At 44.3% G+C, this 24,702-nt stretch carries 23 protein-coding genes and 2 pseudogenes; 14 read left to right on the top strand and 11 right to left on the bottom strand.

What is annotated here, in order from left to right:
- Positions 1 to 40: 40 nt before the first annotated feature.
- Complete coding sequence (azu, locus tag ACYX4M_RS02725; RefSeq protein ID WP_474854772.1) at positions 41 to 490, bottom strand: azurin; 450 nt, start codon at positions 488 to 490, stop codon at positions 41 to 43.
- 201 nt (positions 491 to 691) lie between these two features.
- On the opposite strand from azu, the gene ACYX4M_RS02720 reads away from it, so the two are divergent.
- From ACYX4M_RS02720 to minE, 5 genes are all read left to right on the top strand, one after another.
- On the top strand, positions 692 to 1,024 hold the full coding sequence (locus tag ACYX4M_RS02720) for a hypothetical protein (protein ID WP_476081789.1): 333 nt from the start codon (positions 692 to 694) through the stop codon (positions 1,022 to 1,024).
- A gap of 125 nt (positions 1,025 to 1,149) precedes the next feature.
- A complete protein-coding gene (locus ACYX4M_RS02715) occupies positions 1,150 to 2,517 on the top strand; it encodes a class II fumarate hydratase (protein WP_476081788.1) in 1,368 nt (455 codons plus the stop codon).
- Between the two features lie 373 nt (positions 2,518 to 2,890).
- Complete coding sequence (minC, locus tag ACYX4M_RS02710) at positions 2,891 to 3,685, top strand: septum site-determining protein MinC (protein WP_476082845.1); 795 nt, start codon at positions 2,891 to 2,893, stop codon at positions 3,683 to 3,685.
- A gap of 30 nt (positions 3,686 to 3,715) precedes the next feature.
- Entirely contained in the window at positions 3,716 to 4,525 is an 810-nt protein-coding gene (gene minD / locus ACYX4M_RS02705; protein WP_269916709.1) for a septum site-determining protein MinD, read from the top strand.
- The gene (minE, locus tag ACYX4M_RS02700) at positions 4,525 to 4,779 is read left to right on the top strand and encodes a cell division topological specificity factor MinE (RefSeq protein ID WP_476081787.1); all 255 of its coding nucleotides are present in this window, start codon (positions 4,525 to 4,527) and stop codon (positions 4,777 to 4,779) included. Before minD ends, minE begins: the two co-directional genes overlap by 1 nt.
- A 31-nt stretch (positions 4,780 to 4,810) precedes the next feature.
- On the opposite strand, the gene ACYX4M_RS02695 is transcribed toward minE, so the two are convergent.
- Complete coding sequence (locus tag ACYX4M_RS02695) at positions 4,811 to 5,644, bottom strand: polyphosphate kinase 2 family protein (RefSeq protein ID WP_476081786.1); 834 nt, start codon at positions 5,642 to 5,644, stop codon at positions 4,811 to 4,813.
- 326 nt (positions 5,645 to 5,970) lie between these two features.
- Between ACYX4M_RS02695 and erpA the strand changes: the two genes are divergently transcribed.
- Positions 5,971 to 6,315, top strand: a complete 345-nt coding sequence (erpA, locus tag ACYX4M_RS02690; protein WP_025256292.1) for an iron-sulfur cluster insertion protein ErpA — start codon at positions 5,971 to 5,973, stop codon at positions 6,313 to 6,315.
- A 197-nt stretch (positions 6,316 to 6,512) separates the two neighbouring features.
- Entirely contained in the window at positions 6,513 to 7,085 is a 573-nt protein-coding gene (locus ACYX4M_RS02685) for a glutathione S-transferase family protein (protein ID WP_476081785.1), read from the top strand.
- Between the two features lie 46 nt (positions 7,086 to 7,131).
- On the opposite strand, the gene ACYX4M_RS02680 is transcribed toward ACYX4M_RS02685, so the two are convergent.
- Positions 7,132 to 8,124: a D-2-hydroxyacid dehydrogenase gene (locus ACYX4M_RS02680; RefSeq protein WP_476081784.1), complete on the bottom strand. Its 993-nt coding sequence runs from the start codon at positions 8,122 to 8,124 to the stop codon at positions 7,132 to 7,134.
- Between the two features lie 155 nt (positions 8,125 to 8,279).
- On the opposite strand from ACYX4M_RS02680, the gene ACYX4M_RS02675 reads away from it, so the two are divergent.
- Both ACYX4M_RS02675 and ACYX4M_RS02670 read left to right on the top strand, forming a co-directional pair.
- Positions 8,280 to 10,091 carry a trans-sulfuration enzyme family protein gene (locus ACYX4M_RS02675; RefSeq protein ID WP_476081783.1) on the top strand — a complete coding sequence of 604 codons (1,812 nt, stop codon included), beginning with the start codon at positions 8,280 to 8,282 and terminating at the stop codon, positions 10,089 to 10,091.
- A 198-nt stretch (positions 10,092 to 10,289) separates the two neighbouring features.
- Positions 10,290 to 10,736: an SRPBCC family protein gene (locus tag ACYX4M_RS02670; protein WP_476081782.1), complete on the top strand. Its 447-nt coding sequence runs from the start codon at positions 10,290 to 10,292 to the stop codon at positions 10,734 to 10,736.
- Positions 10,737 to 10,873: 137 nt separating this feature from the next.
- Here ACYX4M_RS02670 and ACYX4M_RS02665 read toward each other — a convergent pair whose 3' ends face one another.
- Both ACYX4M_RS02665 and ACYX4M_RS02660 read right to left on the bottom strand, forming a co-directional pair.
- The gene (locus ACYX4M_RS02665; protein ID WP_476081781.1) at positions 10,874 to 11,995 is read right to left on the bottom strand and encodes an alkene reductase; all 1,122 of its coding nucleotides are present in this window, start codon (positions 11,993 to 11,995) and stop codon (positions 10,874 to 10,876) included.
- A 211-nt stretch (positions 11,996 to 12,206) separates the two neighbouring features.
- Entirely contained in the window at positions 12,207 to 13,523 is a 1,317-nt protein-coding gene (locus tag ACYX4M_RS02660) for a carbohydrate porin (RefSeq protein ID WP_476081780.1), read from the bottom strand.
- Positions 13,524 to 14,025: 502 nt separating this feature from the next.
- On the opposite strand from ACYX4M_RS02660, the gene fucP reads away from it, so the two are divergent.
- A complete protein-coding gene (gene fucP / locus ACYX4M_RS02655; protein ID WP_476081779.1) occupies positions 14,026 to 15,363 on the top strand; it encodes an L-fucose:H+ symporter permease in 1,338 nt (445 codons plus the stop codon).
- A 52-nt stretch (positions 15,364 to 15,415) separates the two neighbouring features.
- On the opposite strand, the gene ACYX4M_RS02650 is transcribed toward fucP, so the two are convergent.
- Positions 15,416 to 16,618 (bottom strand): anhydro-N-acetylmuramic acid kinase, encoded by a 1,203-nt coding sequence (locus ACYX4M_RS02650; RefSeq protein WP_476081778.1) that lies wholly within the window; start codon positions 16,616 to 16,618, stop codon positions 15,416 to 15,418.
- A 7-nt stretch (positions 16,619 to 16,625) separates the two neighbouring features.
- Positions 16,626 to 17,951, bottom strand: coding sequence for an OapA family protein (locus tag ACYX4M_RS02645; RefSeq protein ID WP_476081777.1), 1,326 nt, complete (start codon positions 17,949 to 17,951; stop codon positions 16,626 to 16,628).
- A gap of 420 nt (positions 17,952 to 18,371) precedes the next feature.
- Here ACYX4M_RS02645 and tyrS point away from each other — a divergent pair.
- From tyrS to ACYX4M_RS02625, 4 genes and pseudogenes are all read left to right on the top strand, one after another.
- A pseudogene (tyrS, locus tag ACYX4M_RS02640) lies at positions 18,372 to 19,572 on the top strand (tyrosine--tRNA ligase).
- A 361-nt stretch (positions 19,573 to 19,933) separates the two neighbouring features.
- The gene (locus ACYX4M_RS02635; RefSeq protein ID WP_476081776.1) at positions 19,934 to 20,641 is read left to right on the top strand and encodes a hypothetical protein; all 708 of its coding nucleotides are present in this window, start codon (positions 19,934 to 19,936) and stop codon (positions 20,639 to 20,641) included.
- A gap of 69 nt (positions 20,642 to 20,710) precedes the next feature.
- Positions 20,711 to 21,238, top strand: coding sequence for an RNA polymerase sigma factor (locus tag ACYX4M_RS02630; protein WP_476081775.1), 528 nt, complete (start codon positions 20,711 to 20,713; stop codon positions 21,236 to 21,238).
- Between the two features lie 31 nt (positions 21,239 to 21,269).
- Positions 21,270 to 21,833, top strand: coding sequence for a hypothetical protein (locus ACYX4M_RS02625; RefSeq protein ID WP_476081774.1), 564 nt, complete (start codon positions 21,270 to 21,272; stop codon positions 21,831 to 21,833).
- A gap of 21 nt (positions 21,834 to 21,854) precedes the next feature.
- Here the strand turns inward: ACYX4M_RS02625 and ACYX4M_RS02620 are convergent, their stop codons facing one another.
- The 4 genes and pseudogenes from ACYX4M_RS02620 to ACYX4M_RS02605 form a co-directional block, all read right to left on the bottom strand.
- On the bottom strand, positions 21,855 to 22,208 hold the full coding sequence (locus ACYX4M_RS02620; RefSeq protein WP_476081773.1) for a DUF1428 domain-containing protein: 354 nt from the start codon (positions 22,206 to 22,208) through the stop codon (positions 21,855 to 21,857).
- A 97-nt stretch (positions 22,209 to 22,305) separates the two neighbouring features.
- Positions 22,306 to 23,664: an NAD(P)/FAD-dependent oxidoreductase gene (locus ACYX4M_RS02615; RefSeq protein WP_476081772.1), complete on the bottom strand. Its 1,359-nt coding sequence runs from the start codon at positions 23,662 to 23,664 to the stop codon at positions 22,306 to 22,308.
- Between the two features lie 39 nt (positions 23,665 to 23,703).
- Complete coding sequence (locus ACYX4M_RS02610; RefSeq protein WP_476081771.1) at positions 23,704 to 24,300, bottom strand: GNAT family N-acetyltransferase; 597 nt, start codon at positions 24,298 to 24,300, stop codon at positions 23,704 to 23,706.
- A pseudogene (locus tag ACYX4M_RS02605) lies at positions 24,297 to 24,697 on the bottom strand (DUF2721 domain-containing protein). Before ACYX4M_RS02605 ends, ACYX4M_RS02610 begins: the two are co-directional and overlap by 4 nt.
- Positions 24,698 to 24,702: the final 5 nt, after the last annotated feature.

Raw genomic sequence — 24,702 nt, 5'->3', positions numbered from 1 at the left:
AGGTGCGCCTTCCGTATGCCTATCGGAAAATTGCGTACGCTTAGCTAGATAGGGTAACTGTTCCTTGCATGATTCCGATATGGCCAGGGAATGAGCAGAAGAACATGTATTCTTCGTCTTTACTTAGACCTTCAACAGAAAATGTAGTAGAGGTTTGTTCACCACCACCGATTATATCTGTAGCGCCAATTACACGTTCATCATCTGGCTTGATGTAGTCATTGTCGAGTCCGGCGCTCATACCGTCTGTTGCTACCGCTTGCCCGTTGGCTTTGGTGGTCATTACCCAGTTATGACCCATAGATTGCTTCGGGAGTTGACCAGTATGCTTAAGCGTTACGGTAAATTCGCTGCAGCTTGCAGGAATCGTTACGTTTTTTGTATTGAACTGCATCGCGTCATTTGATTCCACAGTAGTCTCACATTCGTTAGCAAATGCACTGGAAGCTAAAAGGAAAAGGGCTGTGCCGCCAAGTAGTTTCTTCATCATGAATAATGTCCTTTGAATATAGATTAATCGCACCTTTCGGTGGAATTAGAAGATTCCATTTTCAATACGAAAAAGCATAGCACTGGATCAACTCAAATGCTAATAATTATCATTTGAGTTTTTGTGGTGAGTTTGCTATCAATAGCTCTTGCCTATTTACCGCGTTATTTTTTGATGCACTCTTGATAAACGAAAAAGCTAATGTCATCGATACGAAATGCACGTAAACAAATTCGTTTTGGACACAACGGTGGTGAACTGAATGTATTGGTTAACTATTTAGACAGTGTGGCCTGCATTGCTAATGTACTACCACAAAAAAGCGACAAGTTTGCTATTTATAAAAATGCAGTTGAATTGCTGTATGAAGTTATTTGTGACCCGCTAGTCTGTAAACAGTGGCGTTATGTCTGTTTAAACCACTTATACAAGCCGTTACTTCGTGCTGAGCGCTACGCCTGTACCGAGAGTGATCGAATTACGCTTGCAAGATTAAAAATAGATATGCATGTGCTAGTCCCACATTTTTTATGAGCGGCTAACGAGGGGGGATATCTACTAAGTACTATTAGTTTGCACTTAATAGCCCTAGTAGACCTTTGATGACAGTGTGATAAGCACGCTAAAAATTAAGTTACATCAACACAAGGATACGAACTATGACAGCAACACGCACAGAACGGGACAGTATGGGTGAGTTACAGGTGCCTGAAAATGCGCTATACGGCGCACAAACTCAGCGTGCTATTCAAAACTTTCCGGTCAGTGGACAGCGAATGCCTGAAGCTTTTATACGCGCGTTGCTCACTGTGAAAAAAGCCGCAGCACAAGCAAATATGAAGCTGAAAGCACTCGATAGCGACCGCGGTTTGGCGATAGTTAAAGCCTGTGATGAACTGTTAGCCCTTGAAGATGTTATGCAACACTTTCCGGTAGATGTCTTTCAGACGGGGTCTGGCACCAGCACAAACATGAATGCCAACGAAGTAGTAGCCCGTTTGGCGTCTCGTTATTCAAGTGAAAAGGTTCACCCGAATGACCATGTAAATTACGGGCAAAGTTCAAATGATGTGATACCAACAACTATTCACGTAAGTGCAGCTAATGCCTTGTCGAATGAGCTAGTGCCCGCTGTGGAATATCTGGTTAGCCTTATTGAAACAAAAGCAAAGTCTGTTTCGCAATACTGTAAAACGGGGCGCACACACCTGATGGATGCTATGCCAGTAAGGATGGATCAAAGCCTACTTGCTTGGGCATCTCAGCTTAAACAGCAGTTAAAAAACCTTCGTGCTGTGCAACCTGCTATCCAAACCCTTGCTCAGGGAGGTACGGCAGTAGGTACGGGCGTAAACGCCCATGCGGATTTTGCTACGACATTTTCAGATGCGCTAGGGGAACTGACCGATATCGCGTTTAAACCCGCAGATAATTTCTTTGCGCTCATTGGTTCTCAGGACACCGCAGTAACACTTTCTGGTGCGACAAAAAGTTTGGCTGTCACCCTTATGAAAATTGCTAACGACCTGCGCTGGATGAATTCCGGCCCGCTAGCAGGCTTGGGAGAAATAGCTTTGCCAGCATTACAGCCCGGCTCGTCTATAATGCCAGGTAAGGTTAACCCAGTTATTCCTGAAGCGGTGGCAATGGCTTGTGCACAGGTGATAGGTAACGATGCGGCAATTACCGTAGGCGGGCAGTCTGGGAATTTTGAGCTCAACGTCATGCTGCCTATGATTGCCAGCAATTTGTTATCAAGCTTGTCGTTAATGACCAACAGTGCGACGCTTATTGGCGAACAAGCAATTGAAGGATTCACGGTTAACCAAGATAACATTGAAGCGCCACTTTACAGAAACCCTGTTCTCGTCACCGCGCTTAACCCCGTCATTGGCTATGCAAAAGCCGCGGAAATTGCCAAGGCAGCGTATAGGGAGAATAAGCCTGTTATCGATGTGGCTGAAGCAATGACAGATATCTCTCGGGATGAGCTGGAAGCCCTACTAGACCCTAGAAAACTCACTTAGCTGTAAAGCGCTTAAAAACGGTCTAGGAACAGATGTGGACTGAAAGAAGTGCGATTTACCATCGCACTTTTTTTGAGGCGGAAGTGATAGTTAGTTGTAATGAAACTGGGTGAAAAGAATCGCAGAGCACCTGCTTGTCTAAAAACTACTCGATGGTTGGCACGTTCCTAGCTACATTCCTGGCTTATAAATAGAGTGAAGCCTCTTTTAACCGATATACAGTTGCTGTATGTGAACAGGAATTTTGGTACAGTAATGATATAAATTATTTGTATCGCTGCGTAAGACAGCGTCAAACATTAGCGCTAATAGGCTTTACTTATTTCAATGGCGAATTGCTATGAAAAAAGTAACGCCTTTTCGGGATGAAAAAATGACAGAAACTTGCTTTCGCATGAAGGGCACTACGCTCACCAGTATTGTGTTAGAAGTAATAGATTTTGAGCCAGATAACTTCGAAGCCCAATTATCTAAGAAAGTTGCGAGCGCGCCGCAGTTCTTTACCCGTTCCTCACTGATTTTGCATTTGATTAAGCCCTTATCTGCTACCGAGTTTGAATTGCTGGTGGCACTTTGCCGTCGGTTGCAGTTGCAGCCTATGGCGGTAAAAGGTGAAGTGGCAGAGCTGAAACCGACTATTAATGATTTGGGATTAGCTGATGTCAGCCAAAGTAAATTTACAGATAGCGCGCTTCGTTCACAAAAAGAGAGCGCTAATAACGGCACTGGAAGCGGCAGTAACAAAACCCATAGTAACGAGCACGCGCCTCAGGCTCAACAGCAAGCGGCTGCGGAGCCATCCAAAAGCGAGCCTGCGCCTACAGCAGCCCCCGCACTTAAGCCAGCTAAAGTCATCAATCGCCCTGTACGTTCAGGTCAGCAAGTTTATGCTGAAGGCAGTGACTTAGTAGTAACCGCGTCAGTGAGCGAAGGTGCTGAGCTTTTGGCTGATGGCAACATTCATGTTTACGGTACGTTGCGCGGGCGCGCGTTAGCTGGCGTTAAAGGCAATACCGGCGCTCGTGTATTTTGTCAGTCATTAGACGCAGAACTCATTTCAATTGCTGGGCAATTCATTATGCACGACACCGTAAAGGGTGAATGCTGGAAGAAGCCAGCACACGTGTATTTAGAAGAAGAAACATTGCGTATAGAGCCGTTAGCTTAATGCTTTCTACGCACTAATAGGAAAGAATAGATGGCAAAGATTATCGTAGTAACCTCAGGAAAAGGTGGTGTAGGTAAAACTACATCGAGTGCAGCAATAAGTACGGGGCTTGCGTTGGCAGGTCATAAAACGGTAGTGATAGATTTCGATGTTGGCTTGCGAAACCTTGACCTTATCATGGGGTGTGAGCGCCGCGTTGTTTACGATTTTGTTAACGTTATCAACAAGGAAGCGTCACTAAAACAAGCGTTAATTAAAGATAAGAGAACGGAAAATCTTTTCATTCTTCCAGCTTCTCAAACCCGCGATAAAGATGCACTCACTGTAGAGGGCGTGCAAGCAGTATTGGACGAGCTTAAGAAAGACTTCGAGTACATCATTTGTGATTCACCAGCAGGTATCGAACAAGGTGCTCAAATGGCGCTTTATTTTGCTGATGAAGCCATTGTAGTAACCAACCCGGAAGTGTCGTCGGTACGCGACTCAGATCGTATTTTAGGTATTCTACAAAGCAAATCGATGCGCGCAGAAAAAGGCGAGCCAGTTAAAGAGCACCTGCTTCTTACACGCTACAACCCGATGCGTGTAGAAAGTGCGGAAATGTTGAGTGTTGCCGATGTGGAAGAAATTTTGGCGATTCCACTTTTAGGGGTAATACCAGAGTCAGAATCAGTGCTGAAAGCGTCGAACCAAGGGCAGCCAGTTATTCTTGACGAAGAGGCGAATGCAGGACAAGCTTATGCTGATGCTGTCAAACGTCTGCTAGGCGAAACTGTTCCACATCGTTTCCTTGAAGCAGAAAAGAAAGGGTTCTTTAAGCGTCTTCTAGGAGGGAAGTAATGGGGATTTTCGACCTGCTCAAAAAGAAGCAAAAGCCGAGCACTGCCGCTGTAGCTAAAGAGCGGTTACAAATTATTGTTGCGCATGAACGTAAAAAGCGTACCGAGCCTGATTACTTGCCAATGATGCAACAAGAAATCATTCAAGTGATTAGAAAGTACGTTTCTATCGCGGATGATCAGGTGTCAGTTCAGCTTGATAACAATGACGACTGCAGCGTGTTAGAACTAAATGTAACGCTGCCGGAAAACTAGTTAGTAATTGCCGATAAAGAATAGTGACACATTAGTCTTTATCGGTGCTTCTTAGCTTTTCCTCATTAACGTCTAGTTGTTTTGAAGCCATAGCAATGAGCTTTTCATCTAGAGGGGGAGGGGTAGTATCTACGCCTTCGCTTAGTGCCTGAATGAGGGTGTCGAGTACGTCAATTCTCGCCTGCCATTTATACTCTCCGTTTATAATAGTCCACGGAGCGTAATCAGTATTAGTCTTGTCGAACATATCGTTGATAGCTTCAACGTAATGTTCACGCATGCGACGATTGTGTAAATCCTCTTCAGTGAGTTTCCAACGCTTAAACGGGTTGTGCAAACGCTCTTCAAACCTTTCGCGCTGCTCGTCGGCAGAGATATGCATAAACAACTTTATGATGCGAACGCCATTATTGCTAAGCGTTTTTTCAAATTCTTTTATCTCTTGATAACTACGCTGCCAATCAGTAGCTGGGGTCAGTCCGTCAACCCGCTCAACCAACACCCGTCCATAGTGGGAGCGGTCAAAAATTGTGAGCTTACCAGGTGAAGGGATCTGTTTCCAAAAGCGATAAAGAAAGTGTTTTTCACGTTCTTCTTTTGTCGGCGCTGCTACTGGAAACACGTTCACAGAGCGGGGATCTAATTTCTCTGTGATACGTCGTATGGCTCCACCTTTGCCCGATGCATCCCAACCTTCAAAAATGATAAGCGCGCGTCTTTTCTGGTGATAGTAGGACTGCTGAACGTGAAAAAGAGATTCTTGGCATGCGCTCATCTGCTTTTTGTATTCCTCCTTGTTGTCAAATCGAGAAAGACCGAAATCGTCAAACAAGGCAACGTTAGCACTTTGATGCGAAGAGCTCATATAAATAACCTATATTTCATATATATCAGAGTGTTATCTAAAATTATGAATTTTAAATAAATCAGATGCAGAATTAAAAAAGCGTCAACACTTAACTATCGAGTTACGCTAACAGGATATGAGCTTGCAGTTCAACGTTTATTCGTTCGTGGTCATGAGGGCAACCTTCCTTTTAATACCCGTTGTGCAACGTGGAGTGAAAACGGTCTTCACATTCATGGTTGATTCGTTAAGTTTTGCCCCAATAATTGCTAACTATCCGCAAGTATTAGATAATTGCGATCAAGCAGAAAGTGCGTTAGCACGAGATTATTGTAGAGGTGGGTATGTCTGTAGAAACGGCGTTGCCAATTGAGTTTTCAGACGCTGCAGCAGCGAAAGTGAAAGCCCTTGTTTCAGAAGAAGAAAATCCTGATTTAAAATTACGTGTCTACGTGACAGGTGGTGGTTGTTCGGGCTTTCAATATGGGTTCACATTCGATGAGAAGGTGAACGAAGGCGATATGACTATTGAAAAAGACACAGTAACCATGGTCGTTGACCCAATGAGCCTACAGTATTTAGTAGGTGGAATTGTTGATTACGTTGATGGCTTAGAAGGCTCAAGGTTTTTAGTTCAAAATCCTAACGCCACCACTACCTGTGGCTGTGGTGCAAGCTTTAGCGTTTAAGTGAATTCTTTTAGGGGCAGCACACGCTGTGCGCTTGAAACGCAAACTCCTTCATCTGTAATTATTTGTAGTTAAAGCGATAGGCATACATCGCATTCTTTTGTATGCCTGTCGGTTGTTTTTCACAATACCTCCTTTTCTTTTCAAATTCTGGCTACACTGATTTCACTAAACGACCATAGTTAAGGACAGCGTTTATGAAATTATATGGCTCAACCACTTCTCCCTATGTACGCCGTATTCGCATCGTATTAGCGTCTACAGAACACGAGTTTTTAAATCTTCAGATCTTTTTAGGTGAAGATCGCGAACTGCTTGCTTCTCGTAACCCAACATTAAAAGTACCTTGCCTTGAAGACGAGGGGCAAATGGTTTTCGATTCTCGCATTATTTATAACTACCTTGCCGACAAGCTTGATCACGATGGCTTAAGCTGGGAAGAAGAGAACCAGCTAACGTTAATTGACGCAGCCAATGATTCATTTGTTCAGCTTATGCTTCTAAAGCGTTCAGATTTTGATATCAGCGAAGATAAAATGTATTACCGACTTCAAAATGAGCGGATTGAAGCAGTATTGGGGACGTTGTCAGAGCAGCTTGATGCGGGTGGCTTTAGTGGATGGACTTACCCAGAAATATGTTTGTATAGTATGATCGATTGGGTACTTTTCCGCGAATTACACAGCATGAAAGGCTACCCACAATTGTTAGCGTTTCATGAAAAGCACCATGACAGAATTGAAGTAACCGCAACAGACCCGCGCGGTTAGATCCAGTCAATTTCCAGAACACGCTATATAAAAAGCTATTAAACAATTAGTAGCCCTTTTCAAAATCAAACTGATATTTGAGCGGCTCACCTTTTATGTAGCGTAGCGCATTTTCTAAAAACACATCTGCCACATCGCTTGGTTGAGATTCTGCCGCTGTGTGAGCTGTCACTGAAATATTGGGATGCTTCCAAAACGGGTGATCGGGGTCGAGTGGCTCGTGTCGAAATACATCTAAAACCGCATGAGCCAATTCACCGCTGTTTAAAGCTTGTAAAAGCGCATCATCGTCAACAGCACTACCTCGGCCGGCGTTAATGAATACACTATGAGGTTTTAGTGCGTTGAAAAAGCGTTGAGACAGCATGTTTTGTGTAGTGGGAGTGTCTGGCATTAAATTAACCACGTGATCACTTGCACTTGCAAACTCTTCGATATTGTCGGGAGTGTAAACGGCTTTAGCGCCTGCCACTTCTTTCCCGTTTCTCGTTAAACCTACAACCTGCATACCAAAGGCGTGCGCAACAGGAATGAGTGCCTGCCCTATACTGCCAAGGCCGGCAATGCCGAGCGTTTGGCCATTTAACGGTATCCGTTTAGATGCCTCCCACTTTGGACGGGCGGCTCGCTGATTTTTTTCGAATGCTTTTGTATTTCTGGCGTGCCCAAGTAAGTAGGCAAAAACATATTCCCGCATTAACTTACCGAAAATTCCTTTTAAGCCAGTAAGTGTGTAGTCTGTTTTGTTCTCGGTAAGCAGTGGTGCGTTACCTGCCCATGTCGATTGACACCAAGTAAGCGCAGTACAGTGGTTGATAATACGAGAAGCGAGATCAGGGTCTGCAAGCATCACAGTAATAGCCTGGGCATTAACATCTTCTAGACGCGTACTTATTTGCTTTAGCGTTATAAGTGGGCGACCATCCGCCCCGATAAAGCTTTCGTTTTCTGCTATTTTTTCTTGAAGTGCATCTGCAATATCATTCGCTTCATCGCTTAAAATAGTAAGTTCAATCACCTTCGAACTTCTTGCTGTCATTGGCCTAACACTCCTAAAGTAAACTTTTCTTTCCTCTGCATGAATGCACTATCGTTAAGCGAGTTGTTCTAAAAATGTGATTTAAGTTTTACATTTTTGTAAACGGTGTCGGTGTTATGTATTTGCACCTGAAGTTAAATTGCAACGGAATCGCTATGCAGTCAGAAAATAATTTCCAAAATTCAATAGATGTTGATGTAACGCACGCGAAAGTGCTATCACCTAAGCGTAACACGACCCAAGCGGAAACAACGCAGGCTTTAGTTGAGGAGCAACTTTCACATTTCGGTATAAGTGCACAAAGCGACTATGGCAAGGCACTCGCTAATACGGCTCATAACTTATATGGGGCTCAGGCTAGTGTTATGCAGCTTTGGGATATTACCAACGATACGTTACAAGGACTTGATAAAGAAGACAGGTTAGCGTATTTCAATGCTAAAAAGTTTTTGTCTTTTCAAATTGCTAAAATATTAGACACACTGCAAAACCCGTTTAGAGCCACATACCAGAGCTTGTCGAGCGGCAATGGTTCACAAGGGCATTATCCGTTATTCGACAATGTAACTGCACTCTTTTCCGCAACGCCAGTGGTCGTAAGAACCGCGACTTATGTGTACGCCTGTACTGAGTGGGTTGACGATGCTTTCCAAGGAAAAGAGTTTACCCACCAAATTTACTCGCGATTATTAAACCCGACCAATATTTCCCTTGCTAACGCCATTGTAGATATGGAAGCGGGACCTTATGCTGCCGAATACCTAGCCTGGAATTTTAATTCGGGTATGGCGGCTATTGATGCCTGTTTATCGAATGTTCTAAGTCATGGCGATGTGCTCATTGTTTCAAGAAATGTATATGGCGGGGTATATCAACTGCTTCATGATTATTTCGCCCGCAGCAACCGTATGGATATTCAAATTGCATGGTTTGATGGTTACGACGCACAAAGCTTTGCTACGTTTATGCAGCAAACAAAGGCTGAACATGCCTCACGCTTAAGCGATGGCGCAAAAATGCATGTGTATTTGGAATCGCCATGCAACCCACATGGTTATGTATTGGATGTACCCGGAATATGTGAGTTAGCACACGCACAAAATGCGTTAGTAATGTTGGACTCTACGCTTGCCACGCCCGTGTTGCACCAACCGCTGCAGCATAAAAACAAAGCTGCACGACCTGACTATGTGATCCACAGCTACACCAAAGACTTGTGTGGTAGTGGTGCAACCACAGCAGGTGTTGTGATAGGGGAGGGGCACCGCATGTTCCAGCCAAAAGGCAGCTCAGCAAACGGCGTGGACTGGTCCGAAACCATGTTCTGGGATGTGTATTACATTAAAGGTGCATTCCTAGATTCTGAAAAGGCGTTTGACGTGCTTAACGGCATGAAAACTCTCGAGCAACGCATGATGACAAAGGTGATCAACACGGAAGTCTTTACCTCATTTCTAAATGCCCACGAACAAATTCGCGTTAACTGCCATGCGTTGCCTGAACACAGTAATGCAGGTTTACGAGAAAAGCAGCATACGCACGGCTGGCCTTGCACCTTATTCACCGTTGATATGGCACCGGCAAACTTACCTCGCGACGTGTTTGTGCGCTTCTTTGACGCCCTAGAGCCAGCATTTAGCCACCAAGTAAGTATAGGGCAGAATAATACGATAATTTTATGCCCCGCATTGACGTCTCATTCAGAACTCAGTAGCGACGAACAGAAAAAAGCCGGAATAGAGTTGACGACCATGCGTATTGCAATGGGTACAGATAACGTTAAGCAGCTTATCGCTCACTTTATGCTGGCCGCCAAGCATTTTATAGAGCCTCATGCGCCTGGTTTTTGCGAGAAGTTTATGGCAAACGCCGACATAGATAACTTGTATTTATCAGTAAGTGAGAGAGTAAGCTCACAGCATTTTGGCAGCAAGGCCAGTATGGACTCACTGATGAAAGGGTCATAGGTGAATTTTTAGTTCAAGGAGTTGCCTTGAACTGTCGATACAACAAATGAGGATGTTCTCCTTCTCCCGGGCCTTTCCTTACGCGGGCTCGGGATTTTTTATTTGTGGCAAAGATTATTAGCGATGATAAGCGCTTTTCTTTGGTATAAAGTAAAAACACTAAGACTCTTATCTTTATAAAACAACTAAGGCGGCTTTATGCACGAGTTTAAAATTGATGTAACGCTAGATGCATCATTGCCCTTTGTTTTTGCAGCATTTCACGAGCCTGAATATCTCAGTGAGTGGTTTGCGTCTGGTGATTGTTCAGTTACACAAATCATGAGTGACTTCAGGGAGGGCGGGCGTTATCGCATAAAAATGGCGGATCCAAGTGGCGTAGAAATGTCATTAACCGGTGAATACGTGAAGATTTTAGCCAACGAACAATTGTCGTTTTCTTGGGCATGGGAAGATGATTTAGAAGAGTCAGTTATGACATCCGTAGACATACACTTTGAAGAAACTGAAGACGACAATGTAAGACTAGTTCTTATTCAACAAGGTTTCTTAAACCAACAAGAGTGTGATCAACATAATTATGCGTGGATGTCGTGTTTAGAAAAACTTTCCGTATTAGCAACTAGGACGAAATCCTTTAATTAAACTCATTTTTTGTCTTCAACAGCGTTTCACTGTGACGCAAAGTGCCAAGCGCAATGCCCATACAAGATTTACAGGGTTCGACACCAAGTGACAGGGCGTCAGGCAGGGGCAGAGTGGTTTGCTCTGCCCAGAACAAATTAGGTCAACGATGTCATCGCGTCTTTTCCGGTTTTTTCTCGGTACGTGTCAAAGTCGTTATAGCCTTCCTCACTGCCTCCGTACCATGAAGATGGGTCGTCAAATGCTGCCAATGGATAGCCGTGCTTGAAGCGAGTAGGTAGATCTGGGTTTGTGATCCAAGGTCTTCCGAACGCAATCATGTCACCATCACCGTCAGATAAGCGCTTTTCCGCTTCTTCTTTCGTATAGCCGCAGTTGCCCATTAGCATACCGTCAAAAAGGGCCCTAAATTCCGCTAACGTCATGGCTTCACCACGCTCATGAAACCCGAATGCTAAGCCGTCCATTACATGTAAGTAGCCTATCTCCAGCTTATTTAGCTGTTGAGCTACATAGGTAAAGGTTTCACGAAAATCATCGGCCCCCATGTCGTTGAATGCGCCGTTTGGGGAAAGTCTTACACCAACATGCTCTTTTTCCCATACGCTCAATACTGCGTCCATCACCTCGCTTAAGAATCGATATCGGTTGTCTAGACTGCCACCGTAATTGTCGTCACGTTGGTTGCTACGGCTATCTAAGAATTGGTTGATAAGGTAGCCGTTTGCCGCATGTACTTCCACACCGTCAAAACCTGCTGCCTTAGCGTTTATCGCGGCTTTTTTGAAGTCCTCTACAGTGCGCTTAATATCGTCAAAGGTCATGGCTTTCGGTACTTCGTAAGGCTTTTTGCCCTTAGGCGTGTGAATCTCATCGCCTTCAATTTTTATTGCTGATGCAGACAGGGGCAAATTTCCATTGTGGAAGTCGCTGTGTGATGCGCGCCCAGTGTGCCAAAGTTGAAGTACAATCTTTCCACCTGCTTCATGAACGCGGTTTACAATAGAACGCCAGCCCTCAACCATCTCTTCAGTATAAATTCCAGGAGTGTCAACCCAACCAATGCCTTCTTCTGAAATGACTGTGGCTTCAGTAATAATGAGCCCTGCATCTGCGCGTTGTACATAGTGATCGCCCATAATTTTATTCGGTATGCGATCGGCGCCCGCTCGACCTCTTGTCATTGGTGCCAATACCATTCGATTTTGCAATGTGTCACCCGCCCAATCGAACGAGCTGAAAAGTACTGAGTCTGTCATTCGTATTCCTTATTCAACGAAGAAGAGTTTGTTGATGAAGCGTTACGCTTGTTAGCGCTATTAACGCCGTAAGATAGTAGTGAATACAGGAATAACGAGAAGTTGGATTTGTAGAAGGTTGCCCTTGAAACTAATTAAACGCAATGCCAGGGAATGGCATCGATTTGAACAAAAGCGCCCGAAGGCGCTGTAAAGTGTATTGCAGGGAGATTTAAAGTATCAAAGCCGCTAGGTTTACGTCGAACCTTAGGCCTAGAACAATCGCATCATCAAGTGCCATGACTCTGTCGCGCTGTGCGAATTGGTCGGGGTTGATAATGTAGTGAACGTTCGGCTGAATTCTTACGTGGTCATTGAGTTGATAACCATAACTTAGCTCTAACATGGTTTGGCTGCTTGCTGGTGTACCAACCCCGCCGTTTATGCTTCTTAATATACGCTGATCCTCTAGTGCCTCGTCACTGTACTGTTGACGGGTAAATACGAAGCCAATGGTATCGTCAGGGCGTGAGGCCAGTGTGCCTCGTAATACAAAGCCCGCTTTTAAATAGTAGTCTTCAATCAGCTCGCCCGATGTACCGGTTAGCACGGCACCGAATAGTGTTAACCCTTCTTTCGTTAGTGGGTTAGGACGAGTAACGGTTTGTTCAAAACGTGCGAATATACCCGAGCGACCGTTTCTAACAGCGTAATCATTGCCTGACTGCGCAGCATAGTTGCCCTCCTCATCAAAGACAGGGTCGGTGTAGTCTGCGCCATCGTACCAACCGCCAATTTCATAGCGTCTTGGAAGTTCGTCATTGTCCCACGTAGTTTGATATCCCAGAGTGAAGGGCACAACAACACCTGTAGCCTCATTAGTCGCCCAATCGAAGCCGTGATCGCCTAAGTCTTGATGACTGGTGTTATCTTCATAGACGCCGGTATGAAAGTATGTTTTTTGCGAAAGCCAGTATTTCGCATGGCCACCCCAACTCGAAACCGGCCACCAAGTAAAGTTACTGGTTCTAAATACAAAGGTTGGGTTCCCACAAGCAGCATTGGTTTGAAAGTACTGACAAAGTTCAGAGCCTAAAAAGCTGATATTCGCTACTGTGCGGCCACCTTCCAGTTCTAAATCGCCATCTAAAAACGAGGAAGAAATCGTAAACCGTGCAAGACGGGTATTTTGGCCGCCAAAGATTTCTTGTACGGAAGTACTGTTCCCAATGTAGTGCTCGGCTAAGTTTTTGCCGTGTCGGTTTGTCATGGCAATATGGATTTTGGTGTCTTTCCAGCCCGCTAGCGTATTTAAATCTAATTCCCCACCTACAAAGAGCTGGCCAGCATAGGCACTGCCTCTGCGTTCACCACCGTCAATATTGGTGGCTGACTCACCCGTATAACTTGCTTGGAATTCAAACGCGTCTTCAAGCTTACTTGGTGATGCTGTCGCAGTGGCGTTAACAACGGCAGCGCTTGCGAAGAGGGCAGTATGCAAACCTGTCGTAAATCCGGTAAGGCGACGGGTAGCTGTAGGTTTTTTCATCGTTATTCTCTCAGTTAAAAATGTTTATCAACCGCAGCTTGTTACGAATGTGTGACTGATGATATCTACGCATTAGTTGGTAACTCATTGTCGGCGTTAGATAAATCGGACGTAAATGACGTTACACCGCGTTAACATATGTTTATTTTTAATGAAACTTAACTAACTTGCTCAATTAAATCAACCTTGTTTATTTATTTGATTTTTAGAGCGTGTGTATTTTTTGTTAATGTAAGGAAGGTTAAACTGTAGTATTTCAAAGCGTGCAGTAATCTTTCGCGATGGCTTAGAATGTTTTTTAGTGTTCTGATTTATATGCCTTTTTGTAGTCACGTTTAATCGTTTTAAAAGTAGTCTCGCAATGGTTGTTAACGGTCTTCTACACATAAAGTCTAATTATTGACGCAACCCTACATAAGTAAATTAAATTGATTTATTGACAGGTTAAAAGAGCAATGCTTAAATTGGTTAACTAATTTTTTACAAGCGAAAGGCTGTTCTTATGAAAAACAACGCCCCTTTGGTTTCCAAAGACACATTAATTCCCTTTGTATTGTTAACGATTTGCTTTGCTTCATGGGGTGTGGCTGCGAATATGACAGACCCTTTAGTAAAGGTATTTAGTAAGATATTCACTATGTCGTCTTTGCAATCGGCATTGGTTCAATTTGCCTATTATGGAGCTTATTTTTGCTTAGCCATTCCTGCTGCTTTTATTAACAAGCGCTTCTCTTATAAAACAGGTGTATTAACCGGGCTGGGCTGCGCGGCCGCGGGGGCATTTCTGTTCTATCCAGCCAGTCAAACTATGACTTACGGCTTTTTCCTTGCTGCGCTTTTTGTATTGGCTGGTGGCTTATCTATTCTTGAAACGTCAGCCAACCCTTACGTTATGGCGATGGGAAATCAAAAAAGCGCGACACGCCGTTTAAATTTAGCTCAAGCGTTTAATCCCGTTGGCACTAATTTAGGTGTGTTTTTGGCTGCAACGCTTATATTGCCAAACCTGAATCAGGCATCTGCACAAGAGCGTGCCGCCATGTCGGCAAGCGAGCTTAAAAACGTGATAGGGGCTGAACTTGATGCTGTAATGCTTCCTTACGTAGGTATGGCATGTGTATTGGTGTTGGTTTGGGTCGCTATTTTCCTAATTAAGACGCCAGTTCAAGAATCGGTCGAATCTAGTGTGGAAGACGTCAAATTGGGCGCATCGCTGAAGCGCTTAATGGCCAACAGACACTACCGTTTTGGTGTATTGGCTCAGTTTTTCAATGTTGGCGCACAAACTTGTGTGTGGACCTTTACTATCCAATATGCAATGAAAGCGACGGGTGGCAACGAAGTAAGCGGTGGTGAAATATTACAATACAGCATGATCGTATTCTTAATTTCTCGCTTTGTGATGACCTGGGCAATGCAGTATCTCTATCCTGCTAAGCTATTAATGGTTATGTCGTTGATTGCCATGGCACTTTGTATCTTCATGACGCAGTCTCCTAATTTAGCAGGCGTAATTGCACTGGTTTCAATTTCTGCGTGTTTGTCGCTAATGTTCCCGACTATTTATGGTATTGCGCTCGAAGGATTGGGGGAAGACACCAAGCTAGGCGCAGCAGGCCTTGTGATGGCTATCCTTGGTGGAGCCATTATGCCACTTTTCCAAGCCGCCATTATTGATAGCGCAGGAGTGGTTGTATCTTATATTGTTCCAGCTATCTGCTTCCTGCTTGTGGGGGGGTATGGTTATTTCGACATACGCGCTAAAAAGCGCAGTGTTAAACCTCAGGACGATATTGATGCAAGTGCACTCAAAGATATGGAAATGGAAATCGCTAAGTAATACTTCTGAGGAAACGATATTAGAGGGCCCTTGATTGCATCAGTGGCCTTTTTTATGCTTTTTTAAATAGCGCCCCAAGTACTGTAGATCTGGCTGCACCCGTAACCTCAGGCACATTACTCGGAATATCATTTATAAATGCATGCGCTAACCAAGCAAACGCGGCACCCTCTACATGCTGTGGATGAATTCCCAGCACATAACTGTCTGCTACGGCATAATCGCTCAAAGCGTTGTTCAAATAAGACATTAACGTTTTATTAAATGCGCCACCGCCGCACACTATTACTTCGCTTTGCATGTTCGCATTACTTGCTTTAGGTAGATGTTTAATGATCTCCTGAGCGATTGTGCTGCCGGTAAGTGCAAGCAAAGTGGCTTGAACATCTTCTGGGGCTAAATTGTTGTTTTCTTCTTCGCTTTGCAGGTCTGCGCTAGAGGGAAAGTAATCAGCAAGGGCGTTGCTTAACCAATCAATATTGAAATGCTCTCTACCTGTACTTTTAGGCGCGGGTAAAGAAAAGTAATTATCTAATAAAAACCTGCCTAGCAAGCCTTTATGGCAATGCCCTGACGCGGCCCAGGCCCCATCTTTATCAAAACTCTTGTTTAAATGAAGGCTTATCCATTGGTCCATTAAAGTGTTACCCGGCCCAGTATCAAACCCTTTTGGCGGTGTGTTATCTCGCTTTGGCGCAAGGAGTGAAATGTTTGCGATGCCGCCAATATTTACCAGCGCTCGATATTTATTTTCACTGGAGAAGACCGAATTGTGAAAAGCGGGTACCAGCGGTGCACCTTGTCCGCCCAACGCAATATCTTTACGCCTAAAATCGGCGATAACATCAATGCCGGTTAGCACTGCAATAGTGTTAGGGTCGCCAATCTGACAAGTGAAGCCCCGAATAGAAGGGCTAGAAAAATGGGCAGACATCACATTAGAGTTGGGGTAGTGACGCACTGTTTGACCATGGGAGCCAATGGCAGTGATATCTGACGCTTTAAGATTGTTTTTATCAAGTAACGCTAACGTCACTTGTGAAAAGGCTTCTGCAACGAGTCTATCTGCAATGCCAAGCGTGTTGAGCTCGTCAGGGCCTTCATTACACAAATCGTTAAGAGCGTGGAGTAGTTCGCTAGGATAGGGGATTGTATGTGCTGAAAGCGTTTTGCACGACGTTGCAGTGATGTCGCATAGGACGGCGTCAACGCCGTCCATGCTTGTGCCTGACATCAAGCCAATATATTTTGCCATAGCGTAACTATTTCATCGCGAGCATAATACGTTTGTTATTATTGAGTTGCTGCTGACGAAGTTTTGCTATTTCCATAAATCTTTCTCGCTCTTCCTTTGCTATGGGTAAAGCTTTCGGCAGTTCTACGGTGCGTGGGTTTCTATGCACACCATCTACTAAGAATTCATAATGAAGATGCGCGCCAGTAACCATACCCGAACTACCCAAGTAACCCACGGTTTGTCCTTGCTTAACCGTATCTCCAACTTTTACTGCACGCTTTTTAAAGTGCAGGTACTTAGTGGTGTATTTCTCGCCGTGCTGAATAAACACATGATGGCCATTGTATTTATCGTAGCTTGCTTTGATAACTTTTCCATCGCCTGCTGCCATGATGGGCGTGCCAACGGCTGCTACATAATCGGTACCGCGGTGTGCTTTCCAGCGTTTTTGGACCGGGTGGAAGCGCGCTTTGGTGAAGTTAGAGCTGACGTATCTGAAATTAACTGGTGCACGTAAAAAACTTTTACGCATGCTACGCCCTTCCGGAGTGTAGTATGTGCCGTCCTCGTGAAGGATCGCGCTAAACTGTTCGCCTTGGTTGGTAAACTCAGCCGCTACGATATCGCCGTAGCCAACAAACTCGCCGTCAATATACTGCTCTTCAAAAACAACATTGAACGTATCGCCTGAACGAATCTCCATCGCGAAATCAATATCCCAGCCGAAAATACCTGCCAAATTCATAATTTGGTTACTGGTAAGTCCTGCATCTCTCGCGGCATTCCAAAAGCTCGAGTGGATTTCACCTTGCGCAAAGTTGTAGCGAATATCTACATCGCGCTTTTCTAATTCAGCGACAAGACTGCTGTTTTCTTCAGGCGAATCCGGACGCACGAAGAGAGTTTCCGTTGAAGATAGCTTGTACTTCAGCTCGCCAAAGCTACCATCTTTGTTCGCTTTAAACGATAGTTCATCGCCAGGTAGTAAAGTGACGAGCGTTTTTGTTAGTTCACCTGCCTGGGTCACATTGTATACGTCGCGTGCTGTAAACCCTGCACGTTTAAATAGCTTTGCTAGGGTATCGCCGCTGCGAACCTTATAAGTTTGCCAAGTAGACTCTTCTTCATTCGAAAAAACGTCGGTTGACGGTGTGATGTTAAGATCTACAGGGTAGCGAACGCCTGCATCTAAAATATATGCCTCTTGATGACGGCTAGCCTCCACAGGCTCCGACGGCAAAAGGATAAGCCCACCAAGAAACAAGCTTGCGATAGCAATACCGGTTCTATGTTGCTTAGGTAAATTTTTATATAAATGTAGCGCTTTAGAAGCGTCTAATTTCTTTCTCATACTACAGCCCACCTGAGAAATGTTATGTGCACAACACTATTTCACATACGTTGCTTAAAAATGCAACTTTTCTCATTTTTTTGTTAGCGCAAATTGTTACACCCAATAGCTCTTAAACTCGCAATTACATAATGCGCTATCTAAATATCTCTGAATATAAGGGCTGGAGCAAAACCTCCTCCCGCAGGGAAGCGGTGGCGGAGCGCCCATGGGTGGGGTTACCGCGTGTTTGCGAAAGCCCTTCCCCTCTCTTTCAATTCAGTTATATTAATACGCTAATTTTGCGTTCAAAGCTGTTGGGTTTAACAACATGACTGTTTGTCATTCGTTTTTTGACGCGCAAAGCTTTTAATGGTTCCGTTGTAAGCGTAAAATGCCCGCCAATATTGAATGTACAGTTATGTAGAGTGTGATTAACAAATGAAAGATTGGCAAACAGCGATAGCTGAGATTAAACGGGGCGTTGATGAAATACTCCCCGAAGAGGATTTAATTGAAAAACTAAAATCCGGTAAAACCCTAACCATTAAAGCGGGTTTTGATCCAACTGCGCCTGATCTGCATCTAGGTCATACTGTGTTGCTCAACAAGTTGCGTACATTCCAGCAACTAGGCCACAAAGTTGTTTTTCTTATTGGTGATTTTACTGGCCTAATTGGCGATCCTACAGGTAAAAATGTCACACGCAAGCCTTTAAGTAAAGAACAGGTATTAGAAAACGCTAAAACGTATCAAGAACAAGTGTTCAAGATCCTTGATGAAGATAAAACCGAAATTCGTTTTAACTCTGAGTGGATGGACGGTCTTGGTGCGGCGGGTATGATCAAACTTGCGGCAAGCCAAACCGTGGCGCGTATGCTAGAGCGTGATGATTTTAAGAAGCGCTACAACAACGGCCAGCCTATTGCTATCCACGAATTCCTTTATCCACTGGTGCAAGGATGGGACTCGGTAGCCCTTGAATCAGACGTTGAAATGGGCGGTACTGACCAGCGTTTCAACTTGCTAATGGGCCGTGAGCTTCAAAAAGAGCAAGGCCAAAAGCAGCAGTCAATTGTGATGGTTCCGCTACTTGAAGGCTTAGATGGTGTTCAGAAGATGTCTAAGTCTTTGAACAACTACATTGGTATTACAGATGCGCCAAACGATATGTTTGGTAAAGTGATGTCTATTTCTGATGATTTGATGTGGCGTTACTATGACCTTATAAGCTTCCGTCCGTTAGAAGAGATAGCAGAGCTTAAAGCGCGCGTTGAAGGCGGTGAAAACCCGCGTGATATTAAAATCATGTTGGCAAAAGAAATCATCGCTCGTTTCCATGACGATGCTGCCGCTGAAGGCGCGCATCAGGACTTTATTCAACGCTTCCAGAAAAATGCTATCCCTGATGACATGCCAGAGCTTGAAATTGCATTGAGCGATGAGGGTATTGCCATTGGTAATTTGTTGAAAGAAGCTTAACCTTGTTGGTTCGACTTCAGATGCTATGCGCATGATTAAGCAAGGCGCAGTTAAAATTAACGGCGATAAAGTGGAAGACACCCGCTTAGTAATCACCGAAAAAGGTGAAAACGTGTATCAGGTGGGTAAACGCAAGTTTGCCCGGATCACGCTAGCTTAAAGCTTCACTTAACTAGTATTTGAAAGCCCGCTTATTTAAGCGGGCTTTTTTTTGCCTAAAAGTCAGTGTTGAAGATTGAATTCGTGTCTATTTCTCTTTTATAGCGCCCATACACCACTGGTTCACAGCTAAATACAAGCAGACTTCATTATTTAAAGTTCTAACTAACTGATATTAAGCTAAATTGTATCTATTTTTATTATTTTGAAAAAAGTTTGTCAGGTTTTAATAATCGCCATCGTCTATAGGGGAAAAGTTAAACAACAAACCCGACTGTACGATAAGCAGTTTACGCGTTGCAGCCTGGGGAAAACCAGTAGTACTTCATATTAACGCTTACGCAATGAAAAGGGATAATATAATGACAACCGTAACTTCAACTCGCACAACGTACCAACAGGCTGATAAAAGTCTTCCGGCAAAGGAAGCGTTCACATGGCTTAAAGAAGGCTGGCAGCTTTTTAAAAGAGCGCCGTTCAAACTGCTTGGGCTTTCATTTGTGACGCTACTCATCGCTGCTCTTATCCAAGCGTTGGCAGGCCCTGTAGGCATGGGTATATCAAAATGGATAAGTCCACTTCTTGCGACCTTAATGTGGTTAGCCATAGCAAACTTAGCGATGAACGGCAAAGTAACCTTTTCTGGTAGCACAACGCGCGCATGGGTAAATATTGCGCTGTGGAGTTTAACTGGGCCGGTCATTGCGTGGATTCAATTTCAAATTGGCGCTATGTTAATGGGGGCGGAGCCAATAGCGGCGTTAGCGAGTGGCCATATAGTAGATGTTCCGGCGTGGAAAGTTGGCTTAATGATGGGCTCGGCAACCCCCATTAACCTGTTGCTATTATTTGTACCTATGTTGCTTATATTAAAGCATCGCTCTATTTCAGCGTCTTTTACAAATAGTTTTGCTGCGGTAATTGGCGCTTACAAGCCGATGCTCATAATAGGTGCCATCTTATTCTTAACTGTTGCACTTGCACCCTACACATTTGCGCTGTCAGGATTGGTGCTTGGCCCTATTGTTTCATGTGCTTGCTTTGTCGCGTACCAGCGTTTGTTTCAATAATTATTTATTTAGAAGACGTTAGCTACACGTTTGAAGCGTGGAATTAAGAATAATAAAAATGGAATTGCAGTGAAAGAAACCATTCAAGTAGAAAAACTGCTAAGCGATTACGCGCCCCTTATGGCGCGTATTGCTGCAACGTTTGAAGCCAATAAAGCACTTCAAGACGAACTGATACAAGAAATGTCTCTGGCCGTTTGGCGCGCTTTTGAAGGAGCCTCAAAAGATAGTGGTAGGGGATTTCGCGGTGATGCCAGCATTAAAACCTTTGTTGCAAAAGTGGCGCATAACAAAGCGGTTGACCACGTGATTAAAGAACAACGGCGTCAAGAATTTACCCACGATGAAGAGCCCGATCCTTCTAACAGATTAAATGCCCATTCATCGCAAGATGCAATGTCACAAGAGCGTGCAATGGATCTTATGACAGGGTTGCGTCAGCTTGAAGTAAAATACAGGCAAGTACTGGCTTTGCTTCTTGAGGGGTTCAGCCAGCTCGAAATAGCCGACATGTTAGGAATCAAAGAGAACGCTGTCGCCAAGCGTATAAGTCGCGCCCGTCAGCAGTTAACCCAGATCATGGAGCAGCAGCCGTGAGCGATAACAAGTCACCCGAGAGTACAGTAATATGAATGAATTCGATAAGCAGCTCGCACAGTGGCAAAGTGCGTATAAAGAGGCAACGCCATCAGTAGATACAAACGCACTGATAAAAGAAACCAAGAAGGCTAGATTTAAGCTGAAAGCTAAAGGGGCTCTCGACTTAGCTCTTGGACTAGCGGTTTCAGTGTGGTGTTTAACCTTGGTGATATTCGAGCCGCTGACTACGTATCAATTTTTACTTTTTTCAATACTTACGCCTATCCCTGTTGCTTTCGGAACTTGGGGGTATTGGGTAAGACAAAAGCAGTGGCAAACCCAAGCTTTAGATGTGCAGTCGATGCTGTCTTTTAAACAAAGTCAGCTAAAGCAGCAATTACACTATTGGAAAGTTAGTCTGTATGCATGCGTAACACTCTGGTGTGGATTGCTAGTACTCGCTGTTTTCAACGTACTGATGTTCAGCGCCTATACGCTATGGATAATACAGTTACTTATAAACAGCGTAGTCGTTTTTGTCGTATACCGTCGATACAAAAAGCTAGCCGCCGATTTGCCATCGGCGCTCGCTGAAATTGACAATATGAAGTAGCTAAAACCTTTGATTACAGCCTTACAACTCCAACATAGGAACGAAGCCCCCATAAATAAGACGCTTTCCGTCGAAGGGCATGGGGTTTTCGCTTTCCTGCATTCTGGGGTCTTCCATTACTTTTTGCCATGCGGTGTCACGCACTTCTTTTGATGGCCAGAACGCAATAGAAAATACCACGGTTTCATTTTCTTTAGCTTTTACCGCTAAAGGGAAAGACGTTATCTCACCATCGGGTACATCATCACCCCAAGCTTCAAGAATTTTAGTGGCACCATACTCTTTAAAAATATCGCCAGCGAGTTTGGCGTGTTCAATGTATAACGCTTTGTTTTTTGTGGGCACGGCTACAGCAAAGGCATCGATATATGACATGAGGTGGCTCCGTCAGTGATTAGAATACTAGCATAGCCCAAATAATGTACAGCGTGAAAGGTGAAGACGGCAGACTTACCGTAAAAATTCACTAAGACTAACGCTCAGCAATTTTCGCCCACTGATATAAACCGTGCAGTGCTAATCTTCTTGCCCTAGGAAACGGGTAATTTTTAAGCGTTGACTGGTAAAGGGGGAGGGATAAATCAATTCCACCTGCCCCCATCATTCGTTGTGCGAGGCGTTGCCCAGCAAAGGCAGCAAAGGAAACCCCTGAACCGCAATAGCCCATAGCATAACCGATAGAATACGCATCACGCTTTACGCTGTTCCCGCTAGTCTCACTCTCGACAAAAATACGTGGCATGCTATCTAGCGACACGCTCACCCAACCACTCCAGAAATAGTCCATGGCGATACCTTTAAGTGCTGGAAAGCTTTTTACCATGGCGTTATAAAGTCGCTGCTTTTCTGTAGCGTTATTCGCATTTTTGCCTTTTACTGCCCCACGACCACCAAATAACAATCGACCGTCTGGCAATACCCTATAGTAATATTTCATCATCCGCGTATCCATAAAACTCATAGGTGCGGTTAACCCGGTCATAGCGCGTTGTTCGTCATTTAAAGGGGCGGTAACAAAGATACTCGACTGTACGGGAAATTGCTTATTATCTACACTGTCGTGAAAGCGTTTAGGGGTATAGGCGTTAGTAGCAACGAGTATATGCTTAGCGGATACTGAGCCGTTTGGGGTGGTGACAAGGAACCCTGTTTTTTGCTTTTCAATGCAAATGGCTGGCGAGTCGTAGAAAAGCGCGGCACCGAGTTCTTTAGCCACTCTTGCATATTCGCTTGCCAGTTTCAAAGGATGTAAACATGCGCCTTCAAGCTCAACGCCACCATAAGCCCCTTTTATACCAAAACGGGTAGTGAGGTCTTTTGAAGAAAGGGTAATACTTGGCACGTTAAAATTCGATGCAAAATGTTTAGCGCTGCCGCATAGCTGCTCGGCTTGTTTAACGTTATGGGCCAGTTTTAAATAAGGCCCGTTTACTAAATCGACTTGCATATCAAAGTCTGTAATACGCTTTTTAAGTAAATCCACGGCACCGTCAAATTCGCCCTGCATGCCCATAGCGACTTTATGACTCCACTTTTCTTCTATGGCGCTTAACGACAGTCTGCCGCTTCCAGAGAGGATAAAGCCTCCATTGCGACCTGCACAGCCAAATCCAAGTGAGTTTGCATCAAGTAGCGTAACGTCTTGCTTAGCTTGAGCAAGCGTAATGGCAGCGGACAGACCCGTATAGCCACCACCGATAACGAGATACTCGGTATTTATCTTCTTGTTCAAAGGCGGCAGTGATGGCACTTTATGTGTAGCATGCCAGTAGCTTTTGGGCGCGGGAAGCATTGATGAAACGCCGCGGGAGATAAGAGGGTCGTAGGTCATAGAATAAAATGGCTGTGAGCGTTTACATCATGTTGGGTATTAGAATTGTAGTAGCATTTCTGCACCTTTACATTCACAGTAGCCGTCGCAAACAGGGCAGTCATAGCCCTCGTGAATAGATGCATAGCGCCATTTGTTAGCGTGTTTTTTTATCAATTGGCCACCATTTTTGGTGAAGTACTTAAATGCACTATTGCCCGGGCTTGCCAACCAAATATGTGCTAAACCCGCATCTGCACCTTGCGCTCTCGCACATTCTATTGACTTACTTAATAGCGTACTGCCAATTCCACTGCCCTGCATAGCGGGGTCTACAGTATTGCATTTGAAATAGCACACCGTATTTGAATCTACCGGCCACAGGGAAGGGCTGCACCATTCATCTGCTTTCCATTGAGTATGTGCGAAGGTCAGCCTGAAACCCACTACCTTACCTTTGTATAGCGCTACCCAACTAGCATTAAGGTCGCCAATAAAACTTTTAGCATAGTAGTCAGCTAGCAACTTGTTAGTGAGGTAGTTGTCACCATGTACGTAATTACCAAGAGAAATCACGCCCGCAAAAAACTCAGGGGCTAACTGCTCGTAGCTTATATCTTTTTGAGCTATGTGTTGCATGTAACTGGTTGGCGTCATGCGTTCTCTTTGCTTGGGCCATTTTTCATCCCATCAAGGTGTACATCCAATGCTTCTACGGAAATCAAAATTTCTCTGACTGACATCCACAGTGAATACAGCAATGACACTAAACTTGCTGCAAAAACCCAGTTTCCTATTTGTTGATAGGTAAGGTAAATGGCCAACATGGACACCACGCATAGAAAAAGCTTCCTACCCCTGCTATTTGCATACGCTTTATAAGCTGAATGCGCAATCTAAGGTTTTTTATTTGCGCTTGGGTATTGTCATCTCTCTCTTCTTTTGAAAAGTTTCGGATGATTGTCGCAAGGGTTAGAAAGCGATTGGTATAGGCTAGAAGCAATAAAGAAATTGCTGGAAACAACATAGCCGGAGTAGCAATATCTATTTTCATAGTAG

It is taken from the genome of Alteromonas sp. ABV4_150 (assembly GCF_056311745.1).
Note: the sequence above shows the minus strand (reverse complement) of the source record. Positions and strands in the feature narration are given on the sequence as shown.